General features: G+C 71.2%; 31 protein-coding genes. 14 read left to right on the plus strand and 17 right to left on the minus strand.

Annotated elements, in window-relative coordinates:
- Positions 1-8 precede the first annotated feature (8 nt).
- The 3 genes from FZ046_RS17060 to FZ046_RS17070 are packed head-to-tail and all read right to left on the minus strand — an operon-like array spanning position 9 to position 2,809.
- Positions 9-710 (minus strand): PhzF family protein, encoded by a 702-nt coding sequence (locus FZ046_RS17060; protein ID WP_070351585.1) that lies wholly within the window; start codon positions 708-710, stop codon positions 9-11.
- Positions 711-756: 46 nt separating this feature from the next.
- On the minus strand, positions 757-1,779 hold the full coding sequence (locus FZ046_RS17065; protein WP_070351584.1) for an alpha/beta fold hydrolase: 1,023 nt from the start codon (positions 1,777-1,779) through the stop codon (positions 757-759).
- A gap of 43 nt (positions 1,780-1,822) precedes the next feature.
- Positions 1,823-2,809, minus strand: a complete 987-nt coding sequence (locus FZ046_RS17070; RefSeq protein ID WP_070351583.1) for a proteasome assembly chaperone family protein — start codon at positions 2,807-2,809, stop codon at positions 1,823-1,825.
- 163 nt (positions 2,810-2,972) lie between these two features.
- Between FZ046_RS17070 and FZ046_RS17075 the strand changes: the two genes are divergently transcribed.
- On the plus strand, positions 2,973-3,737 hold the full coding sequence (locus tag FZ046_RS17075; protein ID WP_070351582.1) for a trypsin-like serine peptidase: 765 nt from the start codon (positions 2,973-2,975) through the stop codon (positions 3,735-3,737).
- Positions 3,738-3,741: 4 nt separating this feature from the next.
- Here FZ046_RS17075 and sthA read toward each other — a convergent pair whose 3' ends face one another.
- Positions 3,742-5,157, minus strand: a complete 1,416-nt coding sequence (gene sthA, locus FZ046_RS17080) for a Si-specific NAD(P)(+) transhydrogenase (protein ID WP_070351581.1) — start codon at positions 5,155-5,157, stop codon at positions 3,742-3,744.
- Between the two features lie 159 nt (positions 5,158-5,316).
- Between sthA and FZ046_RS17085 the strand changes: the two genes are divergently transcribed.
- The gene (locus FZ046_RS17085; RefSeq protein ID WP_070351618.1) at positions 5,317-6,366 is read left to right on the plus strand and encodes a DUF4192 domain-containing protein; all 1,050 of its coding nucleotides are present in this window, start codon (positions 5,317-5,319) and stop codon (positions 6,364-6,366) included.
- Here FZ046_RS17085 and FZ046_RS17090 read toward each other — a convergent pair.
- The 3 genes from FZ046_RS17090 to FZ046_RS17100 all read right to left on the minus strand — a co-directional run bounded on the left by FZ046_RS17090 (position 6,347) and on the right by FZ046_RS17100 (position 8,676).
- Positions 6,347-7,036: an iron-dependent transcriptional repressor DtxR gene (locus FZ046_RS17090; protein WP_070351580.1), complete on the minus strand. Its 690-nt coding sequence runs from the start codon at positions 7,034-7,036 to the stop codon at positions 6,347-6,349. The genes FZ046_RS17085 and FZ046_RS17090 overlap by 20 nt on opposite strands.
- A gap of 132 nt (positions 7,037-7,168) precedes the next feature.
- The gene (locus FZ046_RS17095; RefSeq protein ID WP_070351579.1) at positions 7,169-8,128 is read right to left on the minus strand and encodes a sigma-70 family RNA polymerase sigma factor; all 960 of its coding nucleotides are present in this window, start codon (positions 8,126-8,128) and stop codon (positions 7,169-7,171) included.
- A 146-nt stretch (positions 8,129-8,274) separates the two neighbouring features.
- Complete coding sequence (locus FZ046_RS17100) at positions 8,275-8,676, minus strand: DUF3099 domain-containing protein (protein WP_083297999.1); 402 nt, start codon at positions 8,674-8,676, stop codon at positions 8,275-8,277.
- A 78-nt stretch (positions 8,677-8,754) separates the two neighbouring features.
- Between FZ046_RS17100 and FZ046_RS17105 the strand changes: the two genes are divergently transcribed.
- Positions 8,755-8,991, plus strand: a complete 237-nt coding sequence (locus FZ046_RS17105) for a DUF3039 domain-containing protein (protein WP_070351617.1) — start codon at positions 8,755-8,757, stop codon at positions 8,989-8,991.
- On the opposite strand, the gene FZ046_RS17110 is transcribed toward FZ046_RS17105, so the two are convergent.
- Both FZ046_RS17110 and FZ046_RS17115 read right to left on the minus strand, forming a co-directional pair.
- On the minus strand, positions 8,981-9,967 hold the full coding sequence (locus FZ046_RS17110; RefSeq protein WP_070351577.1) for a YihY/virulence factor BrkB family protein: 987 nt from the start codon (positions 9,965-9,967) through the stop codon (positions 8,981-8,983). The genes FZ046_RS17105 and FZ046_RS17110 overlap by 11 nt on opposite strands.
- 65 nt (positions 9,968-10,032) lie before the next feature.
- Positions 10,033-10,224, minus strand: coding sequence for a DUF7455 domain-containing protein (locus FZ046_RS17115; RefSeq protein WP_070351576.1), 192 nt, complete (start codon positions 10,222-10,224; stop codon positions 10,033-10,035).
- 129 nt (positions 10,225-10,353) lie between these two features.
- On the opposite strand from FZ046_RS17115, the gene FZ046_RS17120 reads away from it, so the two are divergent.
- Positions 10,354-10,719 carry a DUF952 domain-containing protein gene (locus tag FZ046_RS17120; protein WP_070351575.1) on the plus strand — a complete coding sequence of 122 codons (366 nt, stop codon included), beginning with the start codon at positions 10,354-10,356 and terminating at the stop codon, positions 10,717-10,719.
- Here the strand turns inward: FZ046_RS17120 and FZ046_RS17125 are convergent.
- Complete coding sequence (locus FZ046_RS17125; RefSeq protein ID WP_070351574.1) at positions 10,707-11,072, minus strand: Rid family hydrolase; 366 nt, start codon at positions 11,070-11,072, stop codon at positions 10,707-10,709. The genes FZ046_RS17120 and FZ046_RS17125 overlap by 13 nt on opposite strands.
- Before the next feature lie 134 nt (positions 11,073-11,206).
- Between FZ046_RS17125 and FZ046_RS17130 the strand changes: the two genes are divergently transcribed.
- On the plus strand, positions 11,207-11,992 hold the full coding sequence (locus tag FZ046_RS17130) for a hypothetical protein (protein ID WP_070351573.1): 786 nt from the start codon (positions 11,207-11,209) through the stop codon (positions 11,990-11,992).
- A 23-nt stretch (positions 11,993-12,015) separates the two neighbouring features.
- On the opposite strand, the gene FZ046_RS17135 is transcribed toward FZ046_RS17130, so the two are convergent.
- The gene (locus FZ046_RS17135) at positions 12,016-13,497 is read right to left on the minus strand and encodes an RNA polymerase sigma factor (RefSeq protein ID WP_070351616.1); all 1,482 of its coding nucleotides are present in this window, start codon (positions 13,495-13,497) and stop codon (positions 12,016-12,018) included.
- 373 nt (positions 13,498-13,870) lie between these two features.
- On the opposite strand from FZ046_RS17135, the gene FZ046_RS17140 reads away from it, so the two are divergent.
- Positions 13,871-14,341 carry an ATP-binding protein gene (locus tag FZ046_RS17140; protein WP_083297996.1) on the plus strand — a complete coding sequence of 157 codons (471 nt, stop codon included), beginning with the start codon at positions 13,871-13,873 and terminating at the stop codon, positions 14,339-14,341.
- Positions 14,342-14,353: 12 nt separating this feature from the next.
- Positions 14,354-16,630: a helix-turn-helix transcriptional regulator gene (locus tag FZ046_RS17145; RefSeq protein ID WP_083297995.1), complete on the plus strand. Its 2,277-nt coding sequence runs from the start codon at positions 14,354-14,356 to the stop codon at positions 16,628-16,630.
- Here FZ046_RS17145 and ppgK read toward each other — a convergent pair.
- Entirely contained in the window at positions 16,610-17,401 is a 792-nt protein-coding gene (gene ppgK / locus FZ046_RS17150; protein WP_070351615.1) for a polyphosphate--glucose phosphotransferase, read from the minus strand. The two genes, FZ046_RS17145 and ppgK, sit on opposite strands and share 21 nt — an antisense overlap.
- Positions 17,402-17,527: 126 nt before the next feature.
- On the opposite strand from ppgK, the gene FZ046_RS17155 reads away from it, so the two are divergent.
- Positions 17,528-18,400, plus strand: a complete 873-nt coding sequence (locus FZ046_RS17155; RefSeq protein WP_083297994.1) for an inositol monophosphatase family protein — start codon at positions 17,528-17,530, stop codon at positions 18,398-18,400.
- 7 nt (positions 18,401-18,407) lie between these two features.
- On the opposite strand, the gene cei is transcribed toward FZ046_RS17155, so the two are convergent.
- Positions 18,408-19,058 (minus strand): envelope integrity protein Cei, encoded by a 651-nt coding sequence (cei, locus tag FZ046_RS17160; protein ID WP_070351572.1) that lies wholly within the window; start codon positions 19,056-19,058, stop codon positions 18,408-18,410.
- Between the two features lie 177 nt (positions 19,059-19,235).
- Between cei and FZ046_RS17165 the strand changes: the two genes are divergently transcribed.
- On the plus strand, positions 19,236-19,538 hold the full coding sequence (locus FZ046_RS17165) for a DUF4193 domain-containing protein (protein ID WP_070351571.1): 303 nt from the start codon (positions 19,236-19,238) through the stop codon (positions 19,536-19,538).
- Positions 19,539-19,548: 10 nt separating this feature from the next.
- Here FZ046_RS17165 and FZ046_RS17170 read toward each other — a convergent pair whose 3' ends face one another.
- Complete coding sequence (locus FZ046_RS17170) at positions 19,549-20,028, minus strand: DUF3093 domain-containing protein (RefSeq protein WP_070351570.1); 480 nt, start codon at positions 20,026-20,028, stop codon at positions 19,549-19,551.
- 25 nt (positions 20,029-20,053) lie between these two features.
- Here FZ046_RS17170 and dut point away from each other — a divergent pair, with 25 nt between their 5' ends.
- Positions 20,054-20,518: a dUTP diphosphatase gene (dut, locus tag FZ046_RS17175; protein WP_070351569.1), complete on the plus strand. Its 465-nt coding sequence runs from the start codon at positions 20,054-20,056 to the stop codon at positions 20,516-20,518.
- On the plus strand, positions 20,518-21,300 hold the full coding sequence (locus FZ046_RS17180) for a DUF3710 domain-containing protein (RefSeq protein WP_070351568.1): 783 nt from the start codon (positions 20,518-20,520) through the stop codon (positions 21,298-21,300). The genes dut and FZ046_RS17180 overlap by 1 nt, the downstream gene beginning before the upstream one ends.
- 28 nt (positions 21,301-21,328) lie before the next feature.
- Here FZ046_RS17180 and FZ046_RS17185 read toward each other — a convergent pair whose 3' ends face one another.
- Complete coding sequence (locus FZ046_RS17185) at positions 21,329-22,027, minus strand: alpha/beta fold hydrolase (protein ID WP_070351567.1); 699 nt, start codon at positions 22,025-22,027, stop codon at positions 21,329-21,331.
- 141 nt (positions 22,028-22,168) lie between these two features.
- On the opposite strand from FZ046_RS17185, the gene FZ046_RS17190 reads away from it, so the two are divergent.
- The 3 genes from FZ046_RS17190 to FZ046_RS17200 all read left to right on the plus strand — a co-directional run bounded on the left by FZ046_RS17190 (position 22,169) and on the right by FZ046_RS17200 (position 24,731).
- A complete protein-coding gene (locus tag FZ046_RS17190) occupies positions 22,169-22,540 on the plus strand; it encodes an OB-fold nucleic acid binding domain-containing protein (protein ID WP_070351566.1) in 372 nt (123 codons plus the stop codon).
- Positions 22,541-22,641: 101 nt separating this feature from the next.
- The gene (locus FZ046_RS17195; protein WP_070351612.1) at positions 22,642-23,307 is read left to right on the plus strand and encodes a DUF3159 domain-containing protein; all 666 of its coding nucleotides are present in this window, start codon (positions 22,642-22,644) and stop codon (positions 23,305-23,307) included.
- A gap of 77 nt (positions 23,308-23,384) precedes the next feature.
- Entirely contained in the window at positions 23,385-24,731 is a 1,347-nt protein-coding gene (locus FZ046_RS17200) for an MFS transporter (RefSeq protein ID WP_170292371.1), read from the plus strand.
- A gap of 4 nt (positions 24,732-24,735) precedes the next feature.
- On the opposite strand, the gene FZ046_RS17205 is transcribed toward FZ046_RS17200, so the two are convergent.
- Together FZ046_RS17205 and FZ046_RS17210 are read right to left on the minus strand one after the other, a co-directional pair.
- Positions 24,736-25,395 (minus strand): potassium channel family protein, encoded by a 660-nt coding sequence (locus tag FZ046_RS17205; protein WP_070351565.1) that lies wholly within the window; start codon positions 25,393-25,395, stop codon positions 24,736-24,738.
- Between the two features lie 7 nt (positions 25,396-25,402).
- A complete protein-coding gene (locus tag FZ046_RS17210) occupies positions 25,403-26,077 on the minus strand; it encodes a potassium channel family protein (RefSeq protein WP_099045811.1) in 675 nt (224 codons plus the stop codon).
- Between the last annotated feature and the right edge of the window lie 103 nt (positions 26,078-26,180).

Consider the following 26,180-nt stretch of genomic DNA (forward strand, 5'->3'; position numbering starts at 1 on the left):
GGCGCGCGTCAGCCGACCCGCCGGATGCCGTCGTCGACGACGCGTCCGGCGACGCGAACCCAGCCCTGCGGATCCCACCACGTGCGGATCTGAGATCCCCGCCCCTGCGTGATCACCAGATCGCAGGAGAGATGGTCGGTGATCCGCACCGCCGCCGCGCCGGTGGCCTCGTCCTCGACGATGCCGAGGCCGGGGGCGAACATCCGCGACCGTATGGCACCTGCGGCGCGGTCGGTCCACGCCCACACGTAGTGCTCGACGTCGTCGTCGGTGTAGTCGTCGGGGTCGGCTGCCAGCACCGCCTCGGCCGTGCCGAGGTCGTAGAGCGACATCTCGGGCGCCCAGTCCGCACGCGCCCGGATCACCGTGACGTCCCCGTCGGGCAGCTGTTCGCGATCCACGGCGACGACGCCCGCCGGCACCCGGAGCGTCTTGACCGGCGTCCCGCGTCGCGCGAGCCACCAGCCTGCGCCCACGGTGGGGTGTCCGGCGAACGGCAGTTCCGCGGCGGGAGTGAAGATGTGCGCCGTCGCGCTCGAGGCGCCGGGCGCCGGCAGGTCGACGTAGATCGTCTCGCTGTAGCCCAGTTCGGTGGCCAACGTCTGCCGCTCGCGCGGCGCGACGGCGGCCGCATCGACGACGCCGAGGGGATTGCCGTACCGACCCTCGGCGTCGGTGAAGACCCGCAGCACGCTCACGTCGATCGCCATGACGGCATGCTAGTTCGCCGGCGCCGGTGCGGAGGCCGGCTCCGCCCTAGGTGGCGCTGCGTTCGTCGGCGCCCATCGCGTCGAGCACCGCCACCCGGGTGTCGTGCGGCCCGGTGAGGGTCTGTTCGCTCGCTCCGGTGCGCAGCAGTGTCCGCAGCAGCTCCTGGTCGTACACCGCCGGAGTGGTGCCGTCGATGAACTTCTCGACGATCTCGACGAAGCGGTCGGGATCGTCGTGGAACGGGAAGTGCCCGGAACCGTCGAACACGTCGAGTCGCGACCCCGGCATCGCGGCATGCGCCATGCGGGCGTGGCTGACCGGGATGACCGAGTCGTGCGACCCCCAGATCAGCTGCACGGGAACGGATTCGGTGAGGTAGCAGCGGTCGAGCATCGTCACCACCTGACCGCGCCAGTCGACGACTGCGCGCAGCGTTCGGGCGAAGGCCGACGACGCGGTGGGTTCGGGCAGGTCGGCCAGGATGCGCAACATGTTCTCGACGTCACGTCCCGCGCGGGTCCGGCCGAGCAGCGGTCCGCCGACCCGGCCCAGGAGCTGCAGCGCGGGCAGCATCAGCGGCAGGCGGAGCAGCGCGAGTGCCTCGGTGCCCATCGGCAGCGAGGCGACGCGCAGGGCCACGTTGACGTCCTTGGTGACGCCGCCGGCGCCCACCAGGATCAGCCGGTCCACCAGTTGCGGGAACTGGTAGGCGAACTGCATGGCCACGCCGCCGCCGAGTGAGTGGCCCACGACGGTGACGCGTTCGACGTCCAGCACGCTGAGCAGGTCCCGCATGCCGTTGGCGTACGCGGCGACGGAGTAGTCGGCGCGGGGCTTGTCGGACTTGCCGTGCCCCAACAGGTCGGGCGCGATGACCGTGAAGCGTTGGGCGAGCATCGTCTGCACGGTGCTCCACGTCGTGGAGTTGTCCCCGATGCCGTGGATCAGCAGGATCGCCGGACCGGAGCCCGCGATGCGATAGGCCCGGCGGTAGCCGTGGATGGTGCGGTAGTGCAGCGACGGCGAGACGTCGCGGACGGTGCGGAGGTTCGGCGTGCGGTCCGTCATGGCCAACTCCTCACCGGCCGGGTTCCGGCCGGTCCTCGGCCCGTCAGGGCGCTGTGGTGCCGTCGTCCCCCTCGTCGGGGTCGTCGCCGGCCTGCTGGGCGAGGAATCGCTCGAACTCCGCGCCCAGTTCTTCGCCGCTGGGCAGGTCCTCGTCCCGTGCCAGCAAAGACCGGTTCTCCTGAGCGGCGACGAACGCATCGTACTGTCGCTCCAACGCCGTCACCACTTGAGCGACCTCGGCGCTCGTCTCCACCTGCTCGTCGATCTTCTGATGCACCTCGGCCGCGGCCTCGCCGAGTGCCGCCAGCGGCAGCTGCAGCGACGCCGATCGCGCGACCTCGGCGAGCAACGCCTCTGCAGCCGGCGGGTAATCGGTCTGGGCCAGATAGTGCGGCACGTGCACGGTGAAGCCCATGGCCTCGTGGCCGTGCTGGGCCATCCGGTACTCCAGCAGGTTGGACACGCTCGCCGGCACCTGCACCTCGCCGACCCACGGCGTGTGGCCGGCGATCAGCTCCTTGTCGTTGGCGTGGGCGGTCATCGACACCGGGCGGGTGTGCGGCACGGCCATCGGGATCGTACCCAGCCCGATCACCCGGCGCACGCCGAGGCGTTCGGCGAGCAGCCGCACCGCGGTGATGAACCGCTCCCACTGCAGGTCCGGTTCCAGGCCCGCCAGCAGCAGGAACGGCGTGCCGACGCTGTCGTGCAGCGCGTAGAGGTTGAGTTCCGGGTCGTCGTAGCCGGTGAAGTGATCGGTGTGAAAGGTCATGAGCGGTCTGCGGGACCGGTAGTCGAGCAGGTCGTCGATGGCGAACGACGCGACCAGTTCGGTGTCGAGGGTGTTCTTCAGGTGCGTCGCGGCGAGCTTGATCGCGTGTCCGGCGTCGGAGAAGCCTTCGAGCGCATGGACGAGGACCGGCCCGCGGCCGTCGTCGCTCGACAGCTGGGGCGCGGGGAACTCGAGTTCGTACATCCCGTCGCGATCGGGTTGGTACTGCTGTTCGGGGTTGTTCACGTTCTCCGTCATCCGCTCCGCCTCGTCTGCACGGTCCTAGCCGGCGCGGCCGACCATGATCAGTCTCGCGTACCGCGCCGTCGGTGACGCCGCAGCCCCACCTCGATGATGCGAACGCGAGTACCCGGTCCGCGCATTCCGACGCCTCCGGCGACCTTCGGGCACTATCGGTGGGATGCGGATCCGGCTGGTCGTCCTCGCGCTGACGGCGCTGGCGGCGTCGTGCGCCCATCCGGTGGCCGCGCCGCTCGTCGAGGGTGCGGCGGCCGTGGCCAGCGCAGAGCCCGTGTCGCCCGATTCGCGCGTCGGCGCGGTCTTCCTCGGCGGTCAAACGGTGCACACGTGCTCGGGCGCGGTGCTCGACTCCCCGGCGGGCGATCTGGTGATCACGGCCGCGCACTGCGTCGCCGGCGGCCTCGACGCGTACTTCGTCCCGGGTTACGACCAGGAGGACGACGACCAGGGCTTCTGGCACGTCGACGCGGTCTACCTGGACCCGCGCTGGTTGAAGGACCAGGACCAGCAGGCGGACGTCGTGGTCGCCCGCGTCAGCCGCGAGGGCGGCCCGACCGTCGAGGCCGCGTCCGGTGGCGGGTTCACCCCGGGGCCGGCGCCCGGTGCGGGTACCGCGGTGACGATCACCGGCTACGAACTGGGCTTCGGGGGCGGACCGGTCGGCTGTCAGGCGACGACGACCACGCCCGAACGGGGTTTCCCGGCGCTGCCGTGTGCGGGGATGTCCGACGGCACCAGCGGCAGCCCCTGGGTCGTGGGGTCGACGCTGGTCGGGCTCACCGGCGGCCTCGACGGCGGCGGATGCGAGGACAGCGTGTCCTACTCACCGCCGTTCGACGGGGCACTCGACGCACTGGTGCGCCGCGCCGAGCAAGGCGGACCCGGCGACGATGCGCCGACGTCGCTGTTCGACGACGGCTGCTGACGCCTCAGCTGCGGAACTGGCTGAGCGCGCGCAGCTTGTTCATCACGTCCAGCGCGGCCACCTTGTACGCCTCGGAGAACGTCGGGTAGTTGAACACCGCGTCGACCAGGTACTCGACCGTGCCGCCGCAGCCCATCACGGCCTGGCCGATGTGCACCATCTCGGTGGCGTTGGAGCCGAAGATGTGCACGCCGAGCAACCGCAGGTCCTCGGTGGACACCAGCAGCTTCAGCATGCCGTAGGAGTCGCCGGCGATCTGGCCGCGCGCCAACTCGCGGTACCGCGACACGCCGACCTCGTAGGGGATGGCGTCCTTGGTCAGCTCCACCTCGGTGGCGCCGACGTAGGAGACCTCGGGGATCGAGTAGATGCCGATCGGCTGCAGGTCCGTCATGGCGCGGCACGGCTCGCCGAACGCGTGGTAGGCCGCGAGCCGGCCCTGGTCCATCGACGTCGCGGCCAGGGCGGGGAAGCCGATCACGTCGCCGACGGCGTAGATGTGGTCGACCTTGGTGCGGTAGTCGTCGTCGACGAAGATGCGTCCCCGGGCGTCGGCCTCCAACCCGGCCGCCTCGAGGTCGAGGTGGTCGGTCTGGCCCTGGCGGCCCGCCGAGTACATGACGGTCTCGGCGGGGATCTGCTTGCCGCTGGCGAGCGTGGTGACGGTGCCCGCGGACCCGACGTCGACCGCGGTGACCTCCTCGCCGAAGCGGAACGTCACCGCCAGGTCGCGCAGGTGGAAGCGCAGCGACTCGATGATCTCGGGGTCGCAGAAGTCGAGCATCGAGTCGCGCTTCTCGACGACGGTCACCTTGGTGCCCAGCGCGGCGAACATCGAGGCGTACTCGATGCCGATCACCCCGGCGCCCACGACGACCATCGACGTCGGGATGGTCTTCAGGTCGAGGATGCCGTCGGAGTCCAGGACGCGGTCCTCGTCGAACTCGACGCCGGCCGGTCGGGCGGGTTTCGTTCCGGTGGCGATGACGATGTTGCGTCCCGACACGGTGATGCGCTCGGCGCGCGAGGGGTCCTCCACTTCCAGTGTGTGTTCGTCGAGGAACCGGCCGTGGCCGACGTAGAGTTCGACGCGGTTGCGCATGAGCTGGTTGCGCACCACGTCGATCTCCTTGCCGATGACGTGCTGCGTGCGGGCCAGCAGGTCGGCGGGGGTGATCTTCTCCTTGACGCGGTAGCTGGCGCCGTAGAGTTCGCGCTGGCTCATGCCGGTGAGGTAGACGACGGCCTCGCGCAGCGTCTTGCTGGGGATCGTCCCGGTGTTGACGCAGACGCCGCCGAGCATGCGGCCGCGCTCGATGACCGCGACCGACTTGCCCAGCTTCGCGGCGGCGATGGCGGCCTTCTGCCCGCCCGGCCCGGAGCCGATGACGACGAGGTCGTATTCGCGAGTGACGCTCATGGCTGTAGTCCTACGCCCGTCGAGGTGTCGGCGTATGCCGGGCGGGTCAACACCACGTGAACATCGGTCCATCCCCAGACGCGACTTCGTCCACAGGCAAGCCCCGTCCGGGCCGCCGGGAGGTCCGTCGGGTCGGCGTCCGCGCGCACGCTCGTGGCCATGACGACTCCACCTGATGCCGGCTTCCGCTTCGACCGTCCCGCAGCGCTGATCGCGGCGCTTCCCGCCCTGCTCGGGTTCGTGCCCGAGGACTCCCTCGTCCTCGCCGTCCTCGAGGACGACGAGCTGAGCTGCGTCATGCGCCTCGACCTGTCCGAGGACATCCTCGGCATGTGCGAGCGGGTCGCCACGGCCGTCGTCGACGGCCCCGGGGACAGCGCGGTCGCCGTCATCGTCGACGAGGACGGCGCGGCGTGCCGGATGTGCTGCGACGGACACCAGGTGCTCGCCGACGCGCTCGGGGATGCACTGGCTCGCACCGGTGTTCGGCTGCGCGACGTGCACGTCGTCGACCGCGTCGACGCCGGCGGCCGGTGGCACTGCGCCGACGGCTGCGGGCTGGGCGGCGAGATCGACGACCCGCACGCCTCGCCGGTCGCCGCGGCGGCCGTGCTCGACGGCCGGCGGCTCTACACCCGCCGGTCGGAGCTGCAGGACGTCGTCGCTCCCACCGACCCGGTGCAGGCGGCCGGGTTGCGCGCCGCGCTCCTCGCCCACGCGGCGTCCCACGACGAGGAGGATCCCGCCGATCAGGTGCGGCACGCCGTCGCCATGGCCGTGGCGACCGCGCGGGGGGAGTGCCCGGACGTCGACGACGTCGTCCGGCTGGCCTGCGCTCTGGCCGTCCCGTGCGTGCGGGACACGCTGTACGCGCTCGCGGTGAGCAGCATCGCCGACGAGGCGGAGGCCCTGTGGCTCGGGCTCGCGCGGACCGTGCCGTTCCCGTGGCGCGCGGACGCGCTCGTGTTGCTGGGGTTCTCCACCTATGTCCGAGGGGACGGTCCGCTGACGGGCATCGCGGTCGGCGCGGCGCTCGACGGCGCTCCCGAACACCGGATGGCGAGCATGCTCGACGAGGCGTTGCAACGGGGCGTGCGCCCCGAGCAGATTCGGGAGCTGGGGCTCAGTGGGTACCGGGTGGCGCAGCGGCTGGGCGTCGACCTGCCGCCGCGTCCGACGTTCGGCGGCGCTAGACCTTCTCGACCTTGACGGCGTGGGCCATGTCGTGGGGCAGCTCGACCTGTTCGTGCCCGGGGATGACGATCATGACGCTGCCGTGGTCGCTGACCTGGACGGTGACGCGGGCGTTGGGCACCACGCCGGCGTCCTTCAGACGGGCGATCAGCTCGATGTCGCCCTGCACGTGCTCGGTGAGCTGGCGGACCCGCACCGCGATGGGGAAGCCGGTCGGCAGCTCGGTGAGGCGGACCAGGGTGACGTCGTCGGCATCGGTGTACGCCACGCCCAGTTCGGACAGGCCGGGGATCGGGTTGCCGAACGGCGACGTCGTGGGGTTGTCGAGCACGGCCACCAGGCGCCGCTCGACGTCCTCGCTCATGACGTGCTCCCAGCGGCAGGCCTCGGCGTGCACCTCCTCCCACGGCAGGCCGATGACGTCGACCAGCAGGCGCTCGGCGAGCCGGTGCTTGCGCATGACGGACACCGCCAGGGCGCGGCCCTTGGGCGTGAGTTCGAGGTGACGGTCACCGGCGACGTGCAACAACCCGTCGCGCTCCATGCGGGACACGGTCTGGCTGACGGTGGGGCCGCTCTGCTCGAGGCGTTCGGCGATGCGGGCGCGCAGGGGCACCACGCCCTCTTCCTCGAGGTCGTAGATGGTCCGCAGGTACATCTCGGTGGTGTCGATGAGATCGTTCATGGTGCCGCCCTCCGTCGGCAGCGAGTCTACCGGGCAAGGCCGCCGAACTGGGTTCCATCGTCCTCGCGTCACAGTGTGCTGCCCGCCGCGACGAACGCGACGGGCAGCACGGGATGTCACGACGTTGCGTCGTCAGCTGGCGTAGGAGCGCAGCCGCTCGGCGCGGTCACCGTGGCGCAGCTTCGCCATGACCTCGCGCTCGATCTGGCGGACCCGCTCCCGCGACAACCCGAACAGCTTGCCGATCTGGTCGAGCGTGCGGGGCTGACCGTCGTCGAGGCCGAACCGCAGCCGGATGACCTGCTGCTCGCGCTCGTCGAGCGTGGCCAGCACGTGCCGGATGTCGGTGTGCAGCAGCTCGGAGATCACGGCGTTCTCCGCCGACATCGCCTCGGCGTCCTCGATGAAGTCGCCGAGCGGCGCCTCCTCGTCGGTGCCCACCGGCATGTCCAGGCTCACCGGATCCCGGCTGTGCTCGAGCAGATCGGTGATCTTCTCCACCGGAATGCCCGACTCCTCGGCCAGCTCGTCGTCGGTGGCCTCGCGTCCCAGGTTCTGATGCATCTCGCGCTTGATGCGCGCCAGCTTGTTGACCTGCTCGACGAGGTGGACGGGCAGCCGGATGGTGCGGCTCTGGTCGGCCATGCCGCGGGTGATGGCCTGCCGGATCCACCAGGTGGCGTAGGTCGAGAACTTGAATCCCTTGGTGTAGTCGAACTTCTCCATCGCGCGGATGAGACCCAGGTTGCCCTCCTGGATCAGGTCCAGCAGCGGCATGCCACGCCCGGTGTAGCGCTTGGCGAGCGACACCACCAGGCGGAGGTTCGCCTCGAGCAGGTGACGGCGGGCGGCCTCGCCGTCGCGCACCACCGCGGCCAACTCGCGCTTGCGGGTGTCGCCGAGGCGCTTCTTGGTGGCGAGCACGTGCCGGGCGTAGAGCCCCGCCTCGATGCGCTTGGCGAGCTCGACCTCGTCGGCGGCCGTCAGGAGGGCGGTCTTGCCGATGCCGTTCAGATACACGCGCACCAGGTCGGCGGCTGGGCTCTGAGCGTCCAGATCGGAATCGAATCGGCTTGCGGTGGCATGTGCCATTTAGGCCTCCTGCTCGGTGGAACTGTCATGAGCTACAACGTCGGGACAGTCCGATGAGTTCCCGCTGTCAGCCGCTTACACACGTTCTGAGCTGCAGTTTTTCGCCGAAGACCTGAGAAGTTCCTTAGAAGTGAGCGCACCGGGGCTCAGCGGGGAACGTCGCCCGGAGGTTCGGCCGGATCCGGCCCCGGCGTCGCGCGGGGACGGGCCTGTAGCGCCGGCCGCTCGGCGGTGGGGAACAACGGGATCCTGCGCGCCGACTCGTAGCGGCGGGGCTCCTCGGCGCGACGCGGCGGGCGGTCGTTGGCGATGAGGACCGCGATCCACGGGAGCGGGATCGAGGCCACCAGGATCGCCAACGACACCAACCCGTTGTGCCAGATGCCGTAGGCCCCTGCCGCCAGGATGAGCGCGGGGATGCGAAAGGACATGATGCGCAAGTACTTGCGCACGCGAGCGCGGTGCTGCTCTTCGTACGGCACCGCTGCGCGAGTGATGAGAACTGGCCGACCATCGTCGTCGAAACCCAGCTCCTGGCCGTGTTTCATGTCTCCTACCATTCCACAATCCGACCGCCTGAAACGGTCGCGTTCATTACCGATGTCTTGCGGGGCACAATGGACCTCATGCAGACCGACACGATCGAACGCACCGACACCGACGAACGCGTCGACGACGGCACGGACGACGACCGGCCCAAGGTCTTCCACTACGTCAAGAAGGACAAGATCGCCGAGAGCGCGGTCATGGGCACCCACGTCGTCGCGCTGTGCGGCGAGGTCTTCCCCGTGACGCGCTCGGCGAAGCCGGGCTCGCCGGTGTGTCCGGACTGCAAGCGGATCTACGACCAGCTCAAGAAGTAGCCGCGGTGTCGCCCGCCGACTCCTGATCGGCGGCCGCCGCGCGGCGAGAGTCGCTGCCGCCGTCGCTCCTCTCGCCGATCCAGTCCCGCAGCCGGCGCGCATGGGTCTCGGGAGCCGGGAACTCCTCCTCGATCGCCGCGTTCAGTTCGGCGCCCATCATGATCGCGAAGCCGAGGAAGAAGGCGAACAGCAGGAAGGCGATCGGCGTCGCCAACGCGCCGTAGGTGTAGCCGGTGCCGGTGATCCACGTCAGGTAGATGCGCAGCCCCAGCGTCGCGACGAGGAACACGATGGCGGCGAGCACCGCACCGTAGATCAGGCGGTGCGAGGGGAGCGGGCGCGGCAGCGCGACGCGGTACAGCACGCCCACCGCGATCACCAGCCCGAGGAACAGCACCGGGAAGTACCCCCAGCGCAGCACGTTGTCCCAACTGGCCGGGATGTACTCGGCGACCTTCAGCGGTCCGAGCGCCACGAACGGAGCCGTGACGATGATGCCGACCAGCATCACGATGTACAGCCCGAGAGCGTAGAACCGTTGCCGCACAGGGTGTCTCAGCTCCGTCTGATCGTGCGCCTCGACCACCGAGTCGACGAACGCAGAGATCGCCGACGACCCCGCCCACAGCGAGATGACGAACCCGAGTGAGACCACTTCGCCACGCGCTCCGGCCACGATGTCCGAGATCGTCGGCTCGATGATCTCGGTGACCACGTTGCTCGAGAAGAGGTTGCCGGCGGTGCCGATCAACTGATTCTCGATGGTCAGCAACGTGTTCGGACCGAACAGCGGTGCAACGTAGGCCAGACTCCCCAGCATGCCGAGCAGCAGGGGTGGTAGCGACAGCGCACACCAGAAAGCGGCTTGCGCGGACTCCGAGAAGATGGAGTCGTCCCAACTCTTCGAGAGGGTGCGCTTGACGATGCGCCAGACGTGGTGCTTCGACGGCTTCACCGGTGCGGGCTGGTCACTCATGACCAGACCAGCATTCCCGAAGAATCGTGGTGCTGCTCGGACCGGTGCTTACCCGGGCGCGTCCGTCAGGACTCGATCGGGCTGACCTCGATGACGGCCGCCAGCTCGACCAGCTTTGCCTCGTGCTCGTTGGCGTGGTGCTGGCAGAACAACAGCTCGGCACCCGAGGGCAGCTTGGCCCGGACGCGAGCGGCGGCGCCGCAGCGGTCGCAGCGATCAGCCCGGGTCAGTTCGGGACTGGTCAGAGTTGCGTTCATGGCTCCTCCTCCAAACTCGCGTTTCTCTACTGTGTCAGACGTTTCGGCTTCGGGCGTTGTTCCCAGACCGTTCACCGGTGTGTCGTGTCTCACCTAGTACCCAGGTTGCGGGCCCCGCACACTGAGCGCATGATCACAAACCCGCCGACGCTGGTGCACCTGTGCAGCACCGCCGAATGGGACGCGGCACGCGCCGCGGGGGAGCGCCGCCCGCCGTCGCTCGACGAGGTGGGCTTCGTGCACCTCTCGGCGCCCGAACAGGTGCACCTGCCTGCCAACCGCCTCTACTCCGGACGCACCGACATGGTGCTGCTGTGGTGCGACCCGTCCTCGTTGGAGGCGCCGATCCGGTGGGAGCCGGGCGTCGCCACCGATCCCGCGTCGATGCGCTTCCCGCACCTGTACGGCCCGCTGCCCGTCGCAGCCGTCGTCGACGTCACGCCCTACCTCCCGGGCGGCGACGGTGCCTACGCTCCGCTGACTCAGCCGACGTAGGCGTCGGCTTCGATCTCGACGAGGAGGTCGGGCGCGATGAGCGCGGAGACCTCGACCATCGTGGCGACGGGTCGCACGTCGCCGAACACCCCGGCATGCACGCGGGCGACCTCCGGCCACGCGGCGATGTCGGTGACGAAGATCCGGGTGCGCACGACGTCGCCGAGCGAGGCGCCGCACTCGCGCAGGGCCGCCTCGATCCGGGCCAGCGCCGCAGCCGTCTGCGCGGCGACGCCGTCCCCGGGTGCGGTGGTACCGGCCACCAGCACCAGCGGGCCGACCCGCACGGCGCGCGAGTAACCGACCTGGTCCTCGAACGGCGATCCCGACGAGACGCGCAACCGGTCGGTCACCGTCGCCTCGCGCGGCCGGGTGCGAGAGCGGGTCCGATGGGCACGCGCACACGATAGCGGGGGAGTCGGCGGTCGATCCGGCGGCATGACAGGTTCACGCCCGTCTGTAACGCGGCGTTCCCTAGACTCGTCGCATGGCCATCCTGTCGGGCTTCGCGCCGTGGTTCGTGTACTGGATCCTGGTCGGCAACGTGCCGTTCCGCGCTGCCGTACTGGTCGCGCTCGCCGCGGCGGTCGGTGCGCTGGTGGTCAATCGGCTGCGCCGTACACCCGGTCGGTCCCTCGAAATTGGCGCCATCGCAACGTTTCTCGTCCTCGCGGTGCTGACGTTCACGACGTCGCAGGCGTTCCTCGAGCGATGGATCCAGCCGTTGAGCAACGCCGGCATCCTGCTCGTGGCGCTCGTCGGGCTGCTCATCGGCAGGCCGTTCGTCCGCGAGATCGCCGAGGTCGACCAGCCCAAGGAGGTGGTGCGCAGCGAGTTGTTCGGTCGCATCACCACCGCGATCACGTGGATCTGGGTCGGCGCCTTCGCGGGGATGACGATCTCCTCGGCCATCCCGCCGATCGTGCAGGGCGACGCCACGATCCTCGACACGCGCACGCCGCTGTCGTTCGTCTGCTACTGGATCGTGCCGTTCGCGTTCATGGGCGCGGCCATCCTCGGCGGCCGGCTGCTCACCGACCGCATGGTGGCCGAGGCCACCAGCCCCCACGTGGTGCGGCGCAGCTCCTTCGTCGCCTTCAAGGAGCTGGGCATCGACGAGTTAATGTACCTGGCCAAGGAGAAGGCCGACCGCGAGGTCGGCGCCGGCATGGAGGCCTATGCCGTCCAGGTGGGCGGTAAGGGCACCCCGCTCACCGGCGACGAGTCCCGCGAGTCGTGGCCGGTGTCCTACAAGGTCCGCGAGCGCCGCTGAGCGGCACGGCTCTCGGCGCCGTCCTAGTCCAGGTAGTCGCGCAGGACCTGCGAGCGGCTCGGGTGGCGCAGCTTGCTCATCGTCTTGGATTCGATCTGACGGATGCGCTCGCGCGTCACGCCGTAGACCTGGCCGATCTCGTCGAGCGTGCGGGGCTGGCCGTCGGTGAGGCCGAACCGCAGCCGCACGACGCCGGCCTCGCGCTCCGACAGCGTCTCCAGCACCGACTGCAGCTGATCCTGCAGCAGCGTGAAGCTGACCGCGTCGACGGCCACCACGGCCTCGGAGTCCTCGATGAAGTCACCGAGCTGGCTGTCGCCCTCGTCGCCGATGGTCTGGTCCAGCGAGATGGGCTCACGCGCGTACTGCTGGATCTCCAGCACCTTCTCCGGCGTGATGTCCATTTCCTTGGCCAGCTCCTCGGGCGTGGGCTCGCGGCCCAGGTCCTGCAGCAGCTCGCGCTGGATGCGGCCCAGCTTGTTGATGACCTCGACCATGTGCACCGGGATGCGGATGGTGCGGGCCTGGTCGGCCATGGCGCGGGTGATGGCCTGTCGGATCCACCAGGTGGCGTAGGTGGAGAACTTGTAGCCCTTGGTGTAGTCGAACTTCTCGACCGCGCGGATCAGACCCAGGTTGCCCTCCTGGATCAGGTCCAGGAACGCCATGCCGCGGCCGGTGTAGCGCTTGGCCAGTGACACCACCAGCCGCAGGTTGGCCTCGAGCAGGTGGTTCTTCGCGCGGTCGCCGTCGCGGCAGATCCACGTCATGTCGCGACGCTCGGTGGGCGTGAACTTCTCGCCCTTGGCGGCCTTCTCGGCCATCAGTTGCGTGGCGTAGAGGCCGGCCTCGATGCGCTTGGCGAGTTCGACCTCCTCCTCGGCGTTCAGCAGGGCGACCTTGCCGATCTGCTTGAGATAAGCGCGGACCGAGTCGGCCGACGCCGTCAGCTCGGCGTCCTTGCGGGCCTGACGCAGCGCCTCGGATTCCTCCTCGTCCCAGACGAAGTCGCCGGACGCCTTGTCCTTCTCGGACGGCTCGGCGATCTCGTCGTCGCCGTCGGCGGCCTTCGCGGCACCGTCGGCGCCTGCGGCGGCGGGCTTGACCGCACCACCGGTCGTCTCGTCGGCGGCGTCGTCCTCGGCGTCGTCATCCGCCTCGTCGGCGTCCTCGGCGTCGTCGTCGGACAGGTCCTCGAGGTCGATGTCCGCCTCGAGGTCGTCGCCGGGTTCGCCGTCGAGTTCGGCGCCGGTGTCGAGATCGTCGGTCGCCTCGACGTCGTCGCCGTCCTTCTTGGCGCGGGTCGCGGGGGACGCCGCCTTCTTCGCGGCCTTCTTGGCCGGAGCCTTGGTCGCGCCGTCGGCCTTCGCGCGCGGTGCCGCCTTGGTGGCCCGCTTGGCGGGCGCCTTCTTCGCCGGCGCCTTGGGGGCGGCGGACGCGGCGGCGCTCGTGATCGGCTCGTCGGTTCCCGGCTCCGCCTTGGTCGCTGCCTTCGTCGCTGCCACGGGCACCCCTTCGGTCTTGCTGGTTCGGTGGCGTGGGCGTGCACCACCGAAAAGTCGTCGGCTGTCGAATGTTGGCGGTGACATCTCTTCGGATACTCGCCGCCATTCGTGTGCGGCCGCCGTTGACCATTGTAACGACAGAGTGAGCCGGTGCCCGATTCGTCGGCCAATTCGGCGTCTCGGCGAGCCGGAACCGTCCCAGCAATCATTCGCCGAATCCGCCACCGCATAGCCAGAACCGCAACACCTGGACGCGTTCCGGAACGGCGGTGGGGTTCCCGTGTGCTGCGACGTGCGCGTCGCGGCGTCGAAGAACTGCGCCCGGATTCCGATCGGGGATGCCGATTCCTTTGCCGGCTGACATGATGGACGCGTGTCGGTGGGGGCCGTGACTCGGGCGGAGGAGACGCGGGCGGTCGACGCGCTGCTGCAGCGGGCGCGGTCGCGCCCGGCCGCGCTGGTGATCGCCGGCGACGCCGGAATCGGCAAGACGACGTTGTGGAGCGCCGCCGTCGAGCAGGCCCGCGCGACGGGTTTCCGGATACTCCAGGCGCGCGCCGGCGAGGCCGAATCGGTGCTCGCCTACACCGCGATCGGAGACCTGCTCGCCGACGTCGACGGCGAGGTCCTGGCCTCGCTGTCGGACCTGCACCGGCTGGCGCTGGACCGGGTGCTGTTGCGCGCCACGGCCGACGGCCCGCCGACCGACCAGCGCGTGACGAGCGCGGCGCTGGTGTCGGCGGTGACGGCCATGACCGAGCACGGCCCCGTCCTGCTCGCCGTGGACGACGCCCAGTGGCTGGACTCCTCCAGCCAGCTGGTGCTGCGGCGCGCCGCGCGCTGACTGACCGGTCGGGTGGCGGTGCTGCTCACCGAACGCACCTCCGGACCGGACGCCGTCGCCGCGGCCTGGCTGCAGCTCGCGACGCCCGACGCCGTCGCCCGGCTGCGGGTGCGTCCGATGGGACTGACGGCGCTGCAGGCGCTGGTGACCGGGCGCCTCGGTCGGGCGGTTCCGCGGCCGACGCTGCTGCGCATCGCGGACGTGTCCGGCGGGAATCCGTTCTTCGCCCTCGAGCTGGCGCGCGCGGTCGACGGTGCGACGCCGGGCCGCGACGGCCGACTGCCCGCCACCCTGGCCGAGGTGGTGCGCGCGCGCACCGCGCACTACGGCGAGGCCGTCGCCGACGTGCTGCTGGCCGCGTCGTGCGTCACCGATGCCAGCGTGACGCTGCTGGCCCGGGCGACCGGGGCATCCACTGCCCGGGTGCTGGAACTCCTCGGCGCGCCCGAGCGCGAGGGCGTCGTCGTCTGCGACGGCACGCACGTGCGCTTCACCCATCCGCTGCTGGCCCGCGGCGTTCACCAGCAGGCAGGCCCGGCCCGGCGACGGCGCATGCACCGGGCACTGGCCGCGGTCGAGACGCAGCCGGAACTCCGTGCCCGACACCTGGCGCTGGGCGCCACGACGGCCGACGCGGCCACGCTGGACGCCCTCGACGCCGCTGCGCGCAGCGCGGAGGAACGCGGGGCCGCTGCGGCCGCCGCGGAACTCTACGAGCTGGCGATCGGCCTTGGCGGCGACACCCCCGAACGCCGAATCCTGGCGGCGCGCCAGGCGTTCCGTTCCGGGCAGACCGTGCATGCCCGCGCTCTGGTCGCGCCGCTGCTGGGGCCCGCCGTCGACGACGGCACCCGCCAGGTCGCCGCCCTCGCCACCGCCGGCAGCCTGATCTACGACCAACGCTTCGTCGAGGCCATCACCTGCTTCGAGGAGCGCGTGCTCCCGTTCGCCACGGACGCACTCCTGCTCTCTAGGGCCCACGGCGGCATGGCGTACGCACTCGTCATGTCAGGCCGCCACGACGAGGCCGTGCGGCACGCCGCGGCGGCCGTGGCGTGCGCGCGGCGTGGTGCGTCGCCTGCCGAACGAAGCCAGGCGCTCGCCATCCACGTCGTCATCGCGTGCGCCCTCGGTGCCGGCCGCGACGAGGTCGCGCTGGCCGAAGCGCTCGACGGCGAGGACGTCGACGCAGAGGTCCCCGCGGCGTATCGGGCACGGGTGGCGGACGCCATCACCCTCGCCTGGACGGGACGCCTCGAGGAGGGGCGTGCCGGTCTGCTCGCCGAACGCCGCCGGTGCATCGAACGCGGCTCGGACGCCGACCTCGTCTTCGTGGCGGGGCTGCTGGTGATGGTCAACGTCTGGCTCGGGCGCTACGGCGCCGCCGAGGTCATCGCCGAGGACATGCTGGCGCGGGCCCAGCAGGCCGGAGCGCCACACTCGATCGCGCTCGCGGACGTCCTGCGGGGCATGGTGTTCGCCCGTCAGGGGCGGGACGCGGCGGCGCGTGGGGCGATCGACGCCGCCATCGACGGCGCGCGACGCTGCGGGGCGCCGCACCTGACGTGGGAGCCCACCGCGACGCTGGCGTTCCTCGAGGTGTCCCGCGGCCGCCACGCCGAGGCGCTGGCCGTGCTGGCGCCGCTACTGGCGGCCTTCGACCCGGCGGCGGGCACCGAGATCACGAGCGCGGCGCACCTCCCCGACGCCATCGAGGCGCTGGTCGCCGTGGGCCGGGTCGACGAGGCCGAACCGCTGATCGCAGCGCTGGAACGCAACGGCTCGGCCCACGACCGGCCGTGGATGCTGGCGGTGGCGGCACGCGGCCGGGCGATGGCCTGTTCCGCGCGCGGTGACCACGAGGCGGCCGAACGCGCCGTGCACCGCGCGATGGCCGAGCACGATCGCGTGGCGATGCCGTTCGAGCGGGCCCGCACCGCGCTGTTCGGCGGGCAGGTCGCGCGCCGGATGCGGCGCAAGCAGCTCGCGGCCCGCCGGCTCGGCGAGGCGCTGACGGCCTTCGAGTCGCTCGGCGCAGCACCGTGGGCAGACCGGGCGCGAGCCGAACTCGCCAGGGTGACCGTGGCGCGCGACCGCGCGTCGAGCCTGACGCCGTCGGAGTCGAGCGTCGCGCGGCTGGCCGCAGCGGGGATGACGAATCGCGACATCGCCTCGGCGCTCTTCATCACGCCGAAGACGGTGGAGCACAACCTCAGCCGGACCTACCGCAAGCTCGGCATCCGGACGCGCGCCGAACTGGCGCGGCACTCAGTCGAATTCGACGACTGACCCGGCGACCGAACCGGACGTGGCCTCGGCGGCCATCGCGGCGCCGACGATTCCCGCGGTGTTCAGCAGCGTGGCGGCCACCACCGGGGTGCGGTTCTTCAGCAGGGGGATCCACTTGTCGGCCTTGCGGCTGATGCCGCCGCCGGCGATGAACAGATCGGGCCAGATGGCGTTCTCGACGGCGACGAGGACCTTGGTGACCTCTTCGCTCCACCGCTCGTAGCTCCAGTCCTTGCGCTCCTTGACCGACGACGCGGCGCGGTGCTCGGCTTCCTTGCCGCCCACCTCGAGATGCCCGAACTCGGTGTTGGGCAGCAGCTTCCCGTCGTGGATGACCGCCGAGCCGATGCCGGTGCCGAAGGTGAGCAGCACGATGACCCCGGAGTTGTCCCGCCCGGCGCCGAACTTCTCCTCCGCCAGCCCGGCGGCATCGGCGTCGTTGAGCACGGTGACGGCCTGGCCGTCGAGTTCGGCGGAGATCACCTCTCGGGCGTTGGTCCCGATCCAGCCCTTGTCGACGTTGGCGGCGGTCCGCACGATGCCGTTGGTGACGACACCGGGATAGGTCACGCCGAGCTTGCCGGTCCAGCCGAACTCCCGCACGACCGCAGCGACCGTCTTGGCGACGGCGTCGGGGGTGGCAGGCTGGGGAGTGGCGAGCTTGAAGCGCTCGCCGACCAGCTCGCCGGTGGTGAGGTCGACGATGCCGCCCTTGACGCCGCTGCCGCCGACGTCGACGCCGAATCCGCGGTTCTGTCCGTCGTCGGTCATGAGCACTCCTGTTCGGGACGGGCGCGGTGCGCCCACTCGGAAGCGTGGCCAGGCGAAGCCCAACAGTAGTGCGTCGGTCCGCGGGACGTCGGGCTGCCGCGCGACCCGTCGACGATTCGTGATGCGATGGTCTGCGTGACCAACCACGTGACCGACATCGACACCGGCCCGACCACCCTGCGGACGGTTGCGGAGGGACTCGCCGCCGAGGCCGCCGACTACGTCCGCCGCCGACGCGTCGAGGTGTTCGCCGCCGGTGCCGTGCGGGACGGTTCAGCGGTGCGGTCGAAGACCACCCCCACCGACCCGGTCACGATCGTCGACACCGAGACCGAGCGGCTGCTGCGCGAGCGCCTCGCCGCGACGCGACCGGGAGAGTCGGTGCTCGGCGAGGAGGAGGGCGGTGCGCTGCTGGGGGAGCCGGGGCGGCCGCAGTGGGTGCTCGACCCGATCGACGGCACGGTGAACTTCGTCTATGGCGTCGAGGCGGCGTACGCGGTGTCGGTGGGCGTGCAGGTCGACGGCGTGACGGTGGCCGGGGCGGTGGCCAACGTGACCAACGGCGAGGTGTTCTCGGCGGCTCGTGGGCATGGCGCGACGGTGCGGCGCGGCGAGGAGGTGACCCCGTTGCGCTGCACGCCGCTCGACGAGCTGGCGATGGCGTTGGTGGGCACCGGCTTCTCCTACGACCCGCAGCGCCGCGTGGCGCAGGCGGAGGTACTGGCCCGGGTGCTCGCCGACATCCGCGACGTCCGCCGCATCGGATCGTGCGCGCTGGACCTGTGCATGGTGGCCGCCGGCCGCCTGGACGCCTACTACGAGGACGGCGTGCACGTGTGGGACTGGGCGGCGGGTGCCCTGGTCGCCGAGGAGGCGGGCGCGGTGCTGACGCTGCCGCCGGTGGACGGCAGCGGCGGCGAGTTCATCGCCGCCGCGGCCCCGGGCATCGCCGCGGACCTGGCGGCGGTGCTGCGGGCGGCGGGTGCGCCGCTGCCCTGAGCGCCGGTCAGCAGGTGGCGCTGTGGATCCTGGTCAGCAGCGACGTGTCCGGCGGCTGGGTGGCGTCGGGGCGCAGGCTGGCGAGCATCGCGTCGATGTCGTCGTTGTGGCTCAGCTGGTCGTACTCGGTGCCGACGGCGAGGTCCACGGTGTCGTCCGGGCGCTGGTCCTGGTACAGCTCGGTGCACGGTGCCACCAGCCACACCGCGGCCGCCGCCGCACGGCCCGACGGGCCGAAGCGAATCTGACCCTGGCACTGCAGCCGCTGCTCGGCGTAGACGCCGTCGTTGGCCGCCGTCGGCTGCGCGAAGCCCATGTCGCGCAGAGCGCCCGCGACCTCGGCGGCCTGGCCGCCCTGACCGCTGGCATTGAGTACGCGAATCTTGGTGTCGGCCAACTTGGCGGGCATCACCTCGGCCATGTCCGAGGCCGCCACCCGCTCGCCGAGCGGTGACGCCGCGAGGTCGGGTGCGGCGGGCGGCGGGTTGCACGCGACGACCTCCTGCACGTCGGCGGGGCGGTTGAACGCCACCACCCACACGCCCAGCGTCACGACCGCCAGCACGGCGAGCAGGGCCAGACCGGGCACGTAGTTGCGTCGGCGGAACGGTCGACCGTGCTTGTCGAACGCCGTACCCGAGGTGATCTGCGAAACCACCCCTGCACCTTAGACGGCGGCCGCTCGCCTCGGCGCCGAGCGCACGAAGGTAGCGGACCACCGCTGTGATGCGAATCACAGCACCATCCACCGCGGGTCGGGGCACGAATCATTTGGCGGATGCGTTCTGCGCTGGTACAAAGCTCTGTCGCTATGTTATGGAGGGGAAAGAGGTAAATGGCTACCGACTACGACGCCCCACGGCGCACCGAGACCGACGACGTCTCCGAGGACTCCCTCGAGGAACTCAAGGCCCGGCGCAACGAAGCCCAGTCGTCGGCGGTGGACGTCGACGAATCGGAGACCGCGGAGTCCTTCGAACTTCCCGGCGCCGACCTGTCGGGCGAAGAATTGTCGGTGCGGGTGATCCCGAAGCAGGCCGACGAGTTCACCTGCTCGAGTTGCTTCCTGGTCCAGCACCGCAGCCGTCTCGCCACCGAGAAGAACGGCAACCCGATCTGCACCGACTGCGCGGCCTGACCCCGGCGCGTCAGCTCTGCAGTGCCGCCAGCAGCAGATCCGGCCGCCGGCAGCTGAATAGCCAGTACGGCGTGGGGTCGTCGGGGTCGTCGAGCACGACCAGCACCATGGGGCCCACCCACGCGCGGTGCACCACGTAGGCGGCCGGGTCGAGCTGCCGTCCGAGCGCCGCCGACTTCGCCGACTTCGGCACCCGAGCGGTGCGCGCGATGACGCCCACCGGCAGGTGTGCCGCCCCCACCCAGAGTTCCGGTTCGGCGCCCGGCGCCGCGACCACGCGCACGTCGAGGCGGCCCAGCCAGGTCAGCGCCGCCGCGGCCACCAGCGCGAGCACCACGAACGGCACCCAGAACGGGATCGCCTCGATGCCGAGGTTCACCTCGAAGGCGATCAGCGCGGCCAGCCCGAGGCCGGGCAGCCACCACCACCACGGCACCCGGAGCCGCTCGCGGTAGCGCACGGTTCCGGCGGCTGCACGCGTGTCTGACACGCGGCCAAGAGTAATCTCGTGCATCGTGTCCACCTCTCTGGCGGTCGTCCGGCTGGATCCGGAACTGCCGCTGCCGGCCCGCGCCCACGACGGCGACGCGGGCGTCGACCTCTACAGCGCGGTCGACGTCGACCTGGCTCCCGGTCATCGCGCGCTCGTCGGCACCGGCATCGCGGTCGCCATCCCGCACGGGATGGTCGGGCTGGTGCATCCGCGCTCGGGACTGGCCGCGCGCGTGGGCCTTTCGATCGTGAACAGCCCCGGCACGATCGACGCCGGCTACCGCGGCGAGATCAAGGTGGCACTGATCAACCTCGACCCGAGCGCACCCATCGCGATCCGGCGCGGTGACCGCATCGCGCAGCTCCTGGTGCAGCGGGTCGAACTTCCCGATCTCGTCGAGGTCACGTCCTTCGATGAGGCAGGGTTGGCTGACACCACCCGTGGCTGCGGCGGTCACGGTTCCTCCGGCGGACACGAGAGTTTGTGATGGCACTGCGTAGGCGCAAGAGCGACGGCGGCGACGGCCGCACACCCGAATCCGCCGAACCGGAGGTCCCCGCTGCAGCCGCCGCGCCGGCGGCCACCGCCGGGGGCGACGACGAGGACGGCCCCTTCGACATCGGCGACTTCGACGATGCCGCGGTCGCGTCCATCGGCAGGCACGACCTGGGTGCGGTGCTCATCCCCGAGCACGACGGCGCGGAGATGGTGTTCGAGGTCAACCAGCAGGGCGTTCCGAGTGCGGTGTGGATGGTGACGCCCAGCGGGCGCTACAACATCACCGCCTGGGCCGCCCCGCGCAGCGGCGGGCTGTGGCGCGAGGTGGTCACCGAGATCGCCGACTCGCTGCGCAACGACAACGCCCAGGTGAGCATCGAGGACGGGCCCTGGGGCCGCGAGGTGGTCGGTGTGGTGACCTCCGGACCGGAGCCCGTCGTCATGCGGTTCATCGGCGTCGACGGCCCCCGGTGGATGGTTCGCGGCGCGGCCATCGGTCCGCCGCAGAACGCCGACCAGATCGCTCGCGAGGTGCGTAAAGCACTGGCCGACACCGTGATCCGTCGCGGCGACACGCCGCAGCCGGTGCGCGCCATGCTGCCGCTGCAACTGTCGGAGTCGCTCGTCGAGCGGCTGCGCGCCCGCGCCGCCCAGATGGTCGCCGAGCACGCCGCCACCCAGCCGGCCCCCGCGCCCGAACCGGCGCCCGAGGCCCGGCGCAGCGAGCAGGGCTCGGCGATGCAGCAGTTGCGGACCATCACCGGCGGCTGAGCCGGCGCCTCAGGCCTCCAGCAGCGCCTCACGCCTCCAGCAGCGCCTCGACGCACGCCCGGCCCAGGACGCCCGGGTCGGCGCCCATCGCATCCAGGGTCACCGTGCGCAGCGCCGCCCGCGGTGCCGCCGCCACCCATTCGAAGGCGACCTCCACGGGGTGCACCGCGTCGTCGGTCGCCGCGGCCACGCCCAGCGGCACCACCAGCGCCCCCAGTTGCGCGCTGGTCGGCGCGCTGAACGCGGCCGCCTCGGCCATGGCGTCGGGCAGCGACGGCCACTGCCCGGCCCACGACCGGGCGAGTTCGTCGCCCAGCCACTGCGGGCTCGAGGCACGCATGTCCGCGATCGTCGCGCCGAGTCCGTCGCGGCGGAGCAGGTGTGCGGTGTGCGTGGCCGCGCGGGCGGCGGCCGCGCCCTCGCTCGGCCCCGTCCACGCCGGCAGGGCGGCGAGCACGCCGACGACGCGCCGCGGGTGTCGCAGCGCCCACGCGAGCGCGACCGCGGCGCCGATCGAGATGCCGCCGACGAGGATCGGCGCGTCGTGCGCCGCCTCGTCGAGCGCCGCGACGTAACCGTCGATCAACCGCGCGGGGTCGGGCGCCGGGGTCACCACCCCGGCGCCGTGCTCGTGCAGTGTGGGGGAGAACACACGGTAGGCGTAGTCGTCGTCAGAACCCGTGCCGGGCAGCACGACCGCCGTCGTGCCCTGGAGTTTGAGCGCCATCGTCCGATCGTGCCGTGCGGGTGCGGTGAGCGCGTCGCCGACACCGCCGAAGGCGACGTGGCATATCGGAACCAAGAGGTCTACCGTGGCGTTGATTGAGGAGGATCCACGGTGGATCCGCCACAGCGGTCAGGAGAGACCATGGCCACGGCCGAAGGTTATCTGCGTCGTCTCACCCGTCGTCTGACGGAGGACCCAGAACAACTCGACGTCGAAGAACTCACCGACGAGGCGACCCAGACCGGAGCCCAGAAGGCGATCGACTGTCGTCGCGGGCAAGAGGTCACGATGGTCGGCACCCTGCGGTGCGTCGAGACCGCCGCCAAGGGGTGCGCGGGCGGCGTCCGCGCCGAACTGTTCGACGGCACCGACTCGGTGATGCTGGTGTGGCTGGGCCAGCGGCGCATCCCGGGCATCGAGAGCGGACGGACGCTGCGCGTGCACGGCCGCCTCGGTCACCTCGAGAACGGCAGCAAGGCGATCTACAACCCGCACTACGAGATCCAGAAGTGACGGCCCCCGACCAGGGGACCCACGACTCCGGCGACACCACCGGGCCCGCCGACGCGGCGGCCGCCGAAGCGAACGCCGAACCCACGCTCAACGCCCAGGCCGTGCTCGCCCAGATGGGCGGCATCAGCGGCCTGATCTACTCGTCGCTGCCGGTCCTCGTCTTCGTCCCCATCTCGTCGCTGTTCGGGCTCGTGCCCGCCATCTACGCCGCGCTCGGGGTGGCCACGCTCATCCTCGTCTGGCGGCTGATCCGCCGCGACACCCTGCAGCCCGCGTTCTCCGGCTTCTTCGCCGTCGGCATCAGCGTGCTGATCGCCTACATCGTGGGTGAGTCGAAGGGCTACTTCCTGCTCGGCATCTGGTCGTCGCTCGTCTACGCCGGCGTGTTCGCGCTGTCGGTGGTGATCCGCCGCCCGCTCGTCGGCTACGTCTGGGGCTGGGCGAACGGCCGCGACCGGGGCTGGCGGCGGGTCCGCCGCGCCGTGCTCGCCTTCGACGTCGCCACCATGGTGTGGGCAGTGGTGTTCGCCGCCCGCTTCATCGTGCAGAACCACCTCTACGACGACGACCAGACCGGCCTGCTCGGCGTCGCGCGCATCGCGATGGGATGGCCGCTGACCGCCGTCGCGGCGCTCGTCACCTACCTGGCCATTCGCAGCGCGCAGCGCACCCTGCACGCGCACGAGTCGCAGGACGCCGAACCCGCGGACGCCGAACCCGAGAGTGCGCCGTCGGAGGCGTCCCGCCCTGCGGGGGCCGGCGACTGACGAGCCCGCGCGCCGACCGGACGCTGATCGCGGTTGCGGTCCTCGCGTCCTTCGTCGCGTTCCTCGACGGGTCCGTGGTGAACCTCGCGCTACCGGCGATCTCCGGGGACCTCGGTGGCGGGGTCGTCACCCAGCAGTGGGTCGTCGATGGCTACCTGCTGACGCTCGGCGCGCTGATCCTCGTCGCCGGTGCGGTGTCCGACTCCTACGGCCGGCTGCGCGTGCTGCGCTGGGGTCTGCTGGTGTTCGCGGTGGCATCGCTGCTGTGTGCCGTCGCGCCGAGCGGGTGGTCGCTGATCGCCGCGCGCTGTCTGCAGGGCGTCGGCGCGGCGTTCCTGGTGCCCAGTTCGCTGGCGATGCTCAACGCCCACTTCAGCGGTCCCGCGCAGGCGCGGGCCATCGGTACCTGGACGGCGTGGACGGGCACCGCCTTCGTCGTCGGACCGCCGCTGGGCGGCGTGCTGGTGGACACGCTGAACTGGCGGTGGGTGTTCGGCCTCAACCTGGTTCCGCTCGCGGTCACGCTGCTGCTCGCGCTGCGCCTGCCCGCCGACGCCCCGGTGGCGGGCAGGCAGCGCATCGACGTCGTCGGCGCGGTGCTGGCCGCGGTCGGTCTGGCGGCGACGGTGTTCGCGCTCATTGAGCAGCAGCGGCTCGGCTTGACGCATCCCGCGGTGGCCGGGTCCCTCGCCATCGGCATCGCCGCGGTGGTGGCGTTCCCCTTCTGGGAGCGCCGTGCGGCGCGGCCGATGATGCCGCTCACGCTGTTCGCCCGGCGCAACTTCGCCGCGGGGAACCTCGCGACGGTGTTCCTCTACGCGGCGGTGTCGCTCGGCACGCTGATCGTCGCCCTGTTCCTGCAGGAGGCCGTCGGCATGTCGGCCGCGCTCGCCGGGCTGGCCACGCTGCCGGTGCCCGTGCTGTCGTTCTTCCTCGCCCCGCGCTTCGGCGCGCTCGCCGGCGCACACGGTCCGCGGGTGTTCATGGCGGTCGGCCCGCTGGTGGCCGCGGTCGGCTTCGCGCTGATGTGCACGGCCGGTGAGCCGTTCGACTTCTGGACGCAGGTGCTGCCGGGGTTGACGGTGTTCGGGCTGGGACTGTCCATCACGGTGTCGCCGTTGACGGCAGCGGTGCTCGCGGCGGTCGACCCGTCGCAGAGCGGCATCGGGTCGGCGGTCAACAACGCCATCTCGCGCATCGCCGGGCTGATCGCGGTGGCCTTCATGGGCGTGCTGGTGGGGCCGGCGCTCGACGTCGAGGGCTTCCGCCGCGTCGCCGCGCTGGTGGCCGTGCTGTTCGCCGCCGCCGGGGTGGTCTCGGCCATCGGCATCCGCAACCCCGCTGGGGGCCTGGGCGCAGTTACCCTCGATGCGCTGGCGCGCTGCCACGACCGCGCGACACCGCCCCCGGCCGTGCGGCGCTGACGCCTCAGCGCGGGTGCAGGATCAGGCTGCGCAGCTGCTCCTCGACCTCGGCGACCGCCACGAACAGCAGCTCGTCGCCGCCCTCGAGGGGCTCGTCGTCCTCGGGCACGATCACCCGCGCACCGCGCAGGATCGTCACCAGCGATGCGTCGCGGGGGAGTTCGAGGCGTTTGACGGCCTTGCCGCCCCACGGGGTGTCGTCGGGCAGCGTGATCTCGACGAGGTTGGCCTGCCCCTTGCGGAAGCTCATCAGCCGCACCAGGTCGCCGACCGACACGGCCTCCTCGACGAGGGACGCGAGCATCCGCGGCGTCGACACGGCGACGTCGATGCCCCAGTTCTCGTCGAACAGCCACTCGTTGCGGGGGTCGTTCACCCGGGCCACCACGCGCGGCACCGCGAACTCCGTCTTCGCCAGCAGGCTCAGGACCACGTTGGCCTTGTCGTCGCCGGTCGCGGCGATGACGACGTCGAACTCCTCGAGCTTCACCGACTCCAGCAGGCTCAGTTCGCACGCGTCGCCCAGGCGCCACTGCGCGGCCGGGATGGCGTCGACGTCGAGGTGCTCGGGATTGCGCTCGAGCAGTGTGACGTCGTGCCCGTCGACGAGTTCGCGGGCGATGGACCGGCCGACGGCGCCGGCCCCGGCAATGGCGACCTTCACGGCATCCTCACTCGTCGTCGACGTCTTCGGCGGGCGGCAGGGCGGAGATCGCCATCGCCTCGGCGACGTGACCGGACACGGCGGCCAGGTACACCTGGTCGCCGGCCTGGATGACGGTCTTCGCATCCGGCAGCAGACCGCTGCCGAACCGGATGAGGAAGGCGACCCGGCCGCCGGTGGCGCGCTCCAGCGCCGTGACGCGGTGGCCCGCCCAGTTCTCGTGCAGCGGCAGTTCGGTGACGCCGACGTTGCCCGACGGGTCGCGCCACTTGGTGGTCTCGGTCTCGCGGGTCAGCACGTTGAGCAGCCGGTCGGTGGTCCACGGCACCGTGGCGACGGTCGGGATGCCGAGCCGCTCGTAGACCGCGGCGCGCTTGGCGTCGTAGATGCGGGCGACGACGCGTTCGACGCCGAACGTCTCGCGAGCCACGCGCGCGGAGATGATGTTCGAGTTGTCGCCGGAGGACACCGCGGCGAAGGCGCCGGCCTCCTCGATGCCGGCGCGCAGCAGCACGTCGCGGTCGAAGCCCATGCCCAGCACCCGCTCGCCGGGGAACTCGGGGGACAACCGGTGGAACGCGGTGCCGTCGCGGTCGATGACGGCGACCTCGTGCCCGATGCGCGCCAGCCCGTCGGCCAGGGAGGCTCCCACACGGCCGCAGCCCATCACCACAACACGCACGCGTCGGTTCCTTCCCGGGTCACGAGTTCAGAGAACTTGGTGTGTCCACCTCGTGCTGCGCTGAAACGCTACAGCCACGAGACGATCGTCGTTGCCAGGGCAT

Origin of the sequence: Mycolicibacterium grossiae, assembly GCF_008329645.1 — a bacterium.
Taxonomy (GTDB): Bacteria; Actinomycetota; Actinomycetes; order Mycobacteriales; family Mycobacteriaceae; genus Mycobacterium; species Mycobacterium grossiae.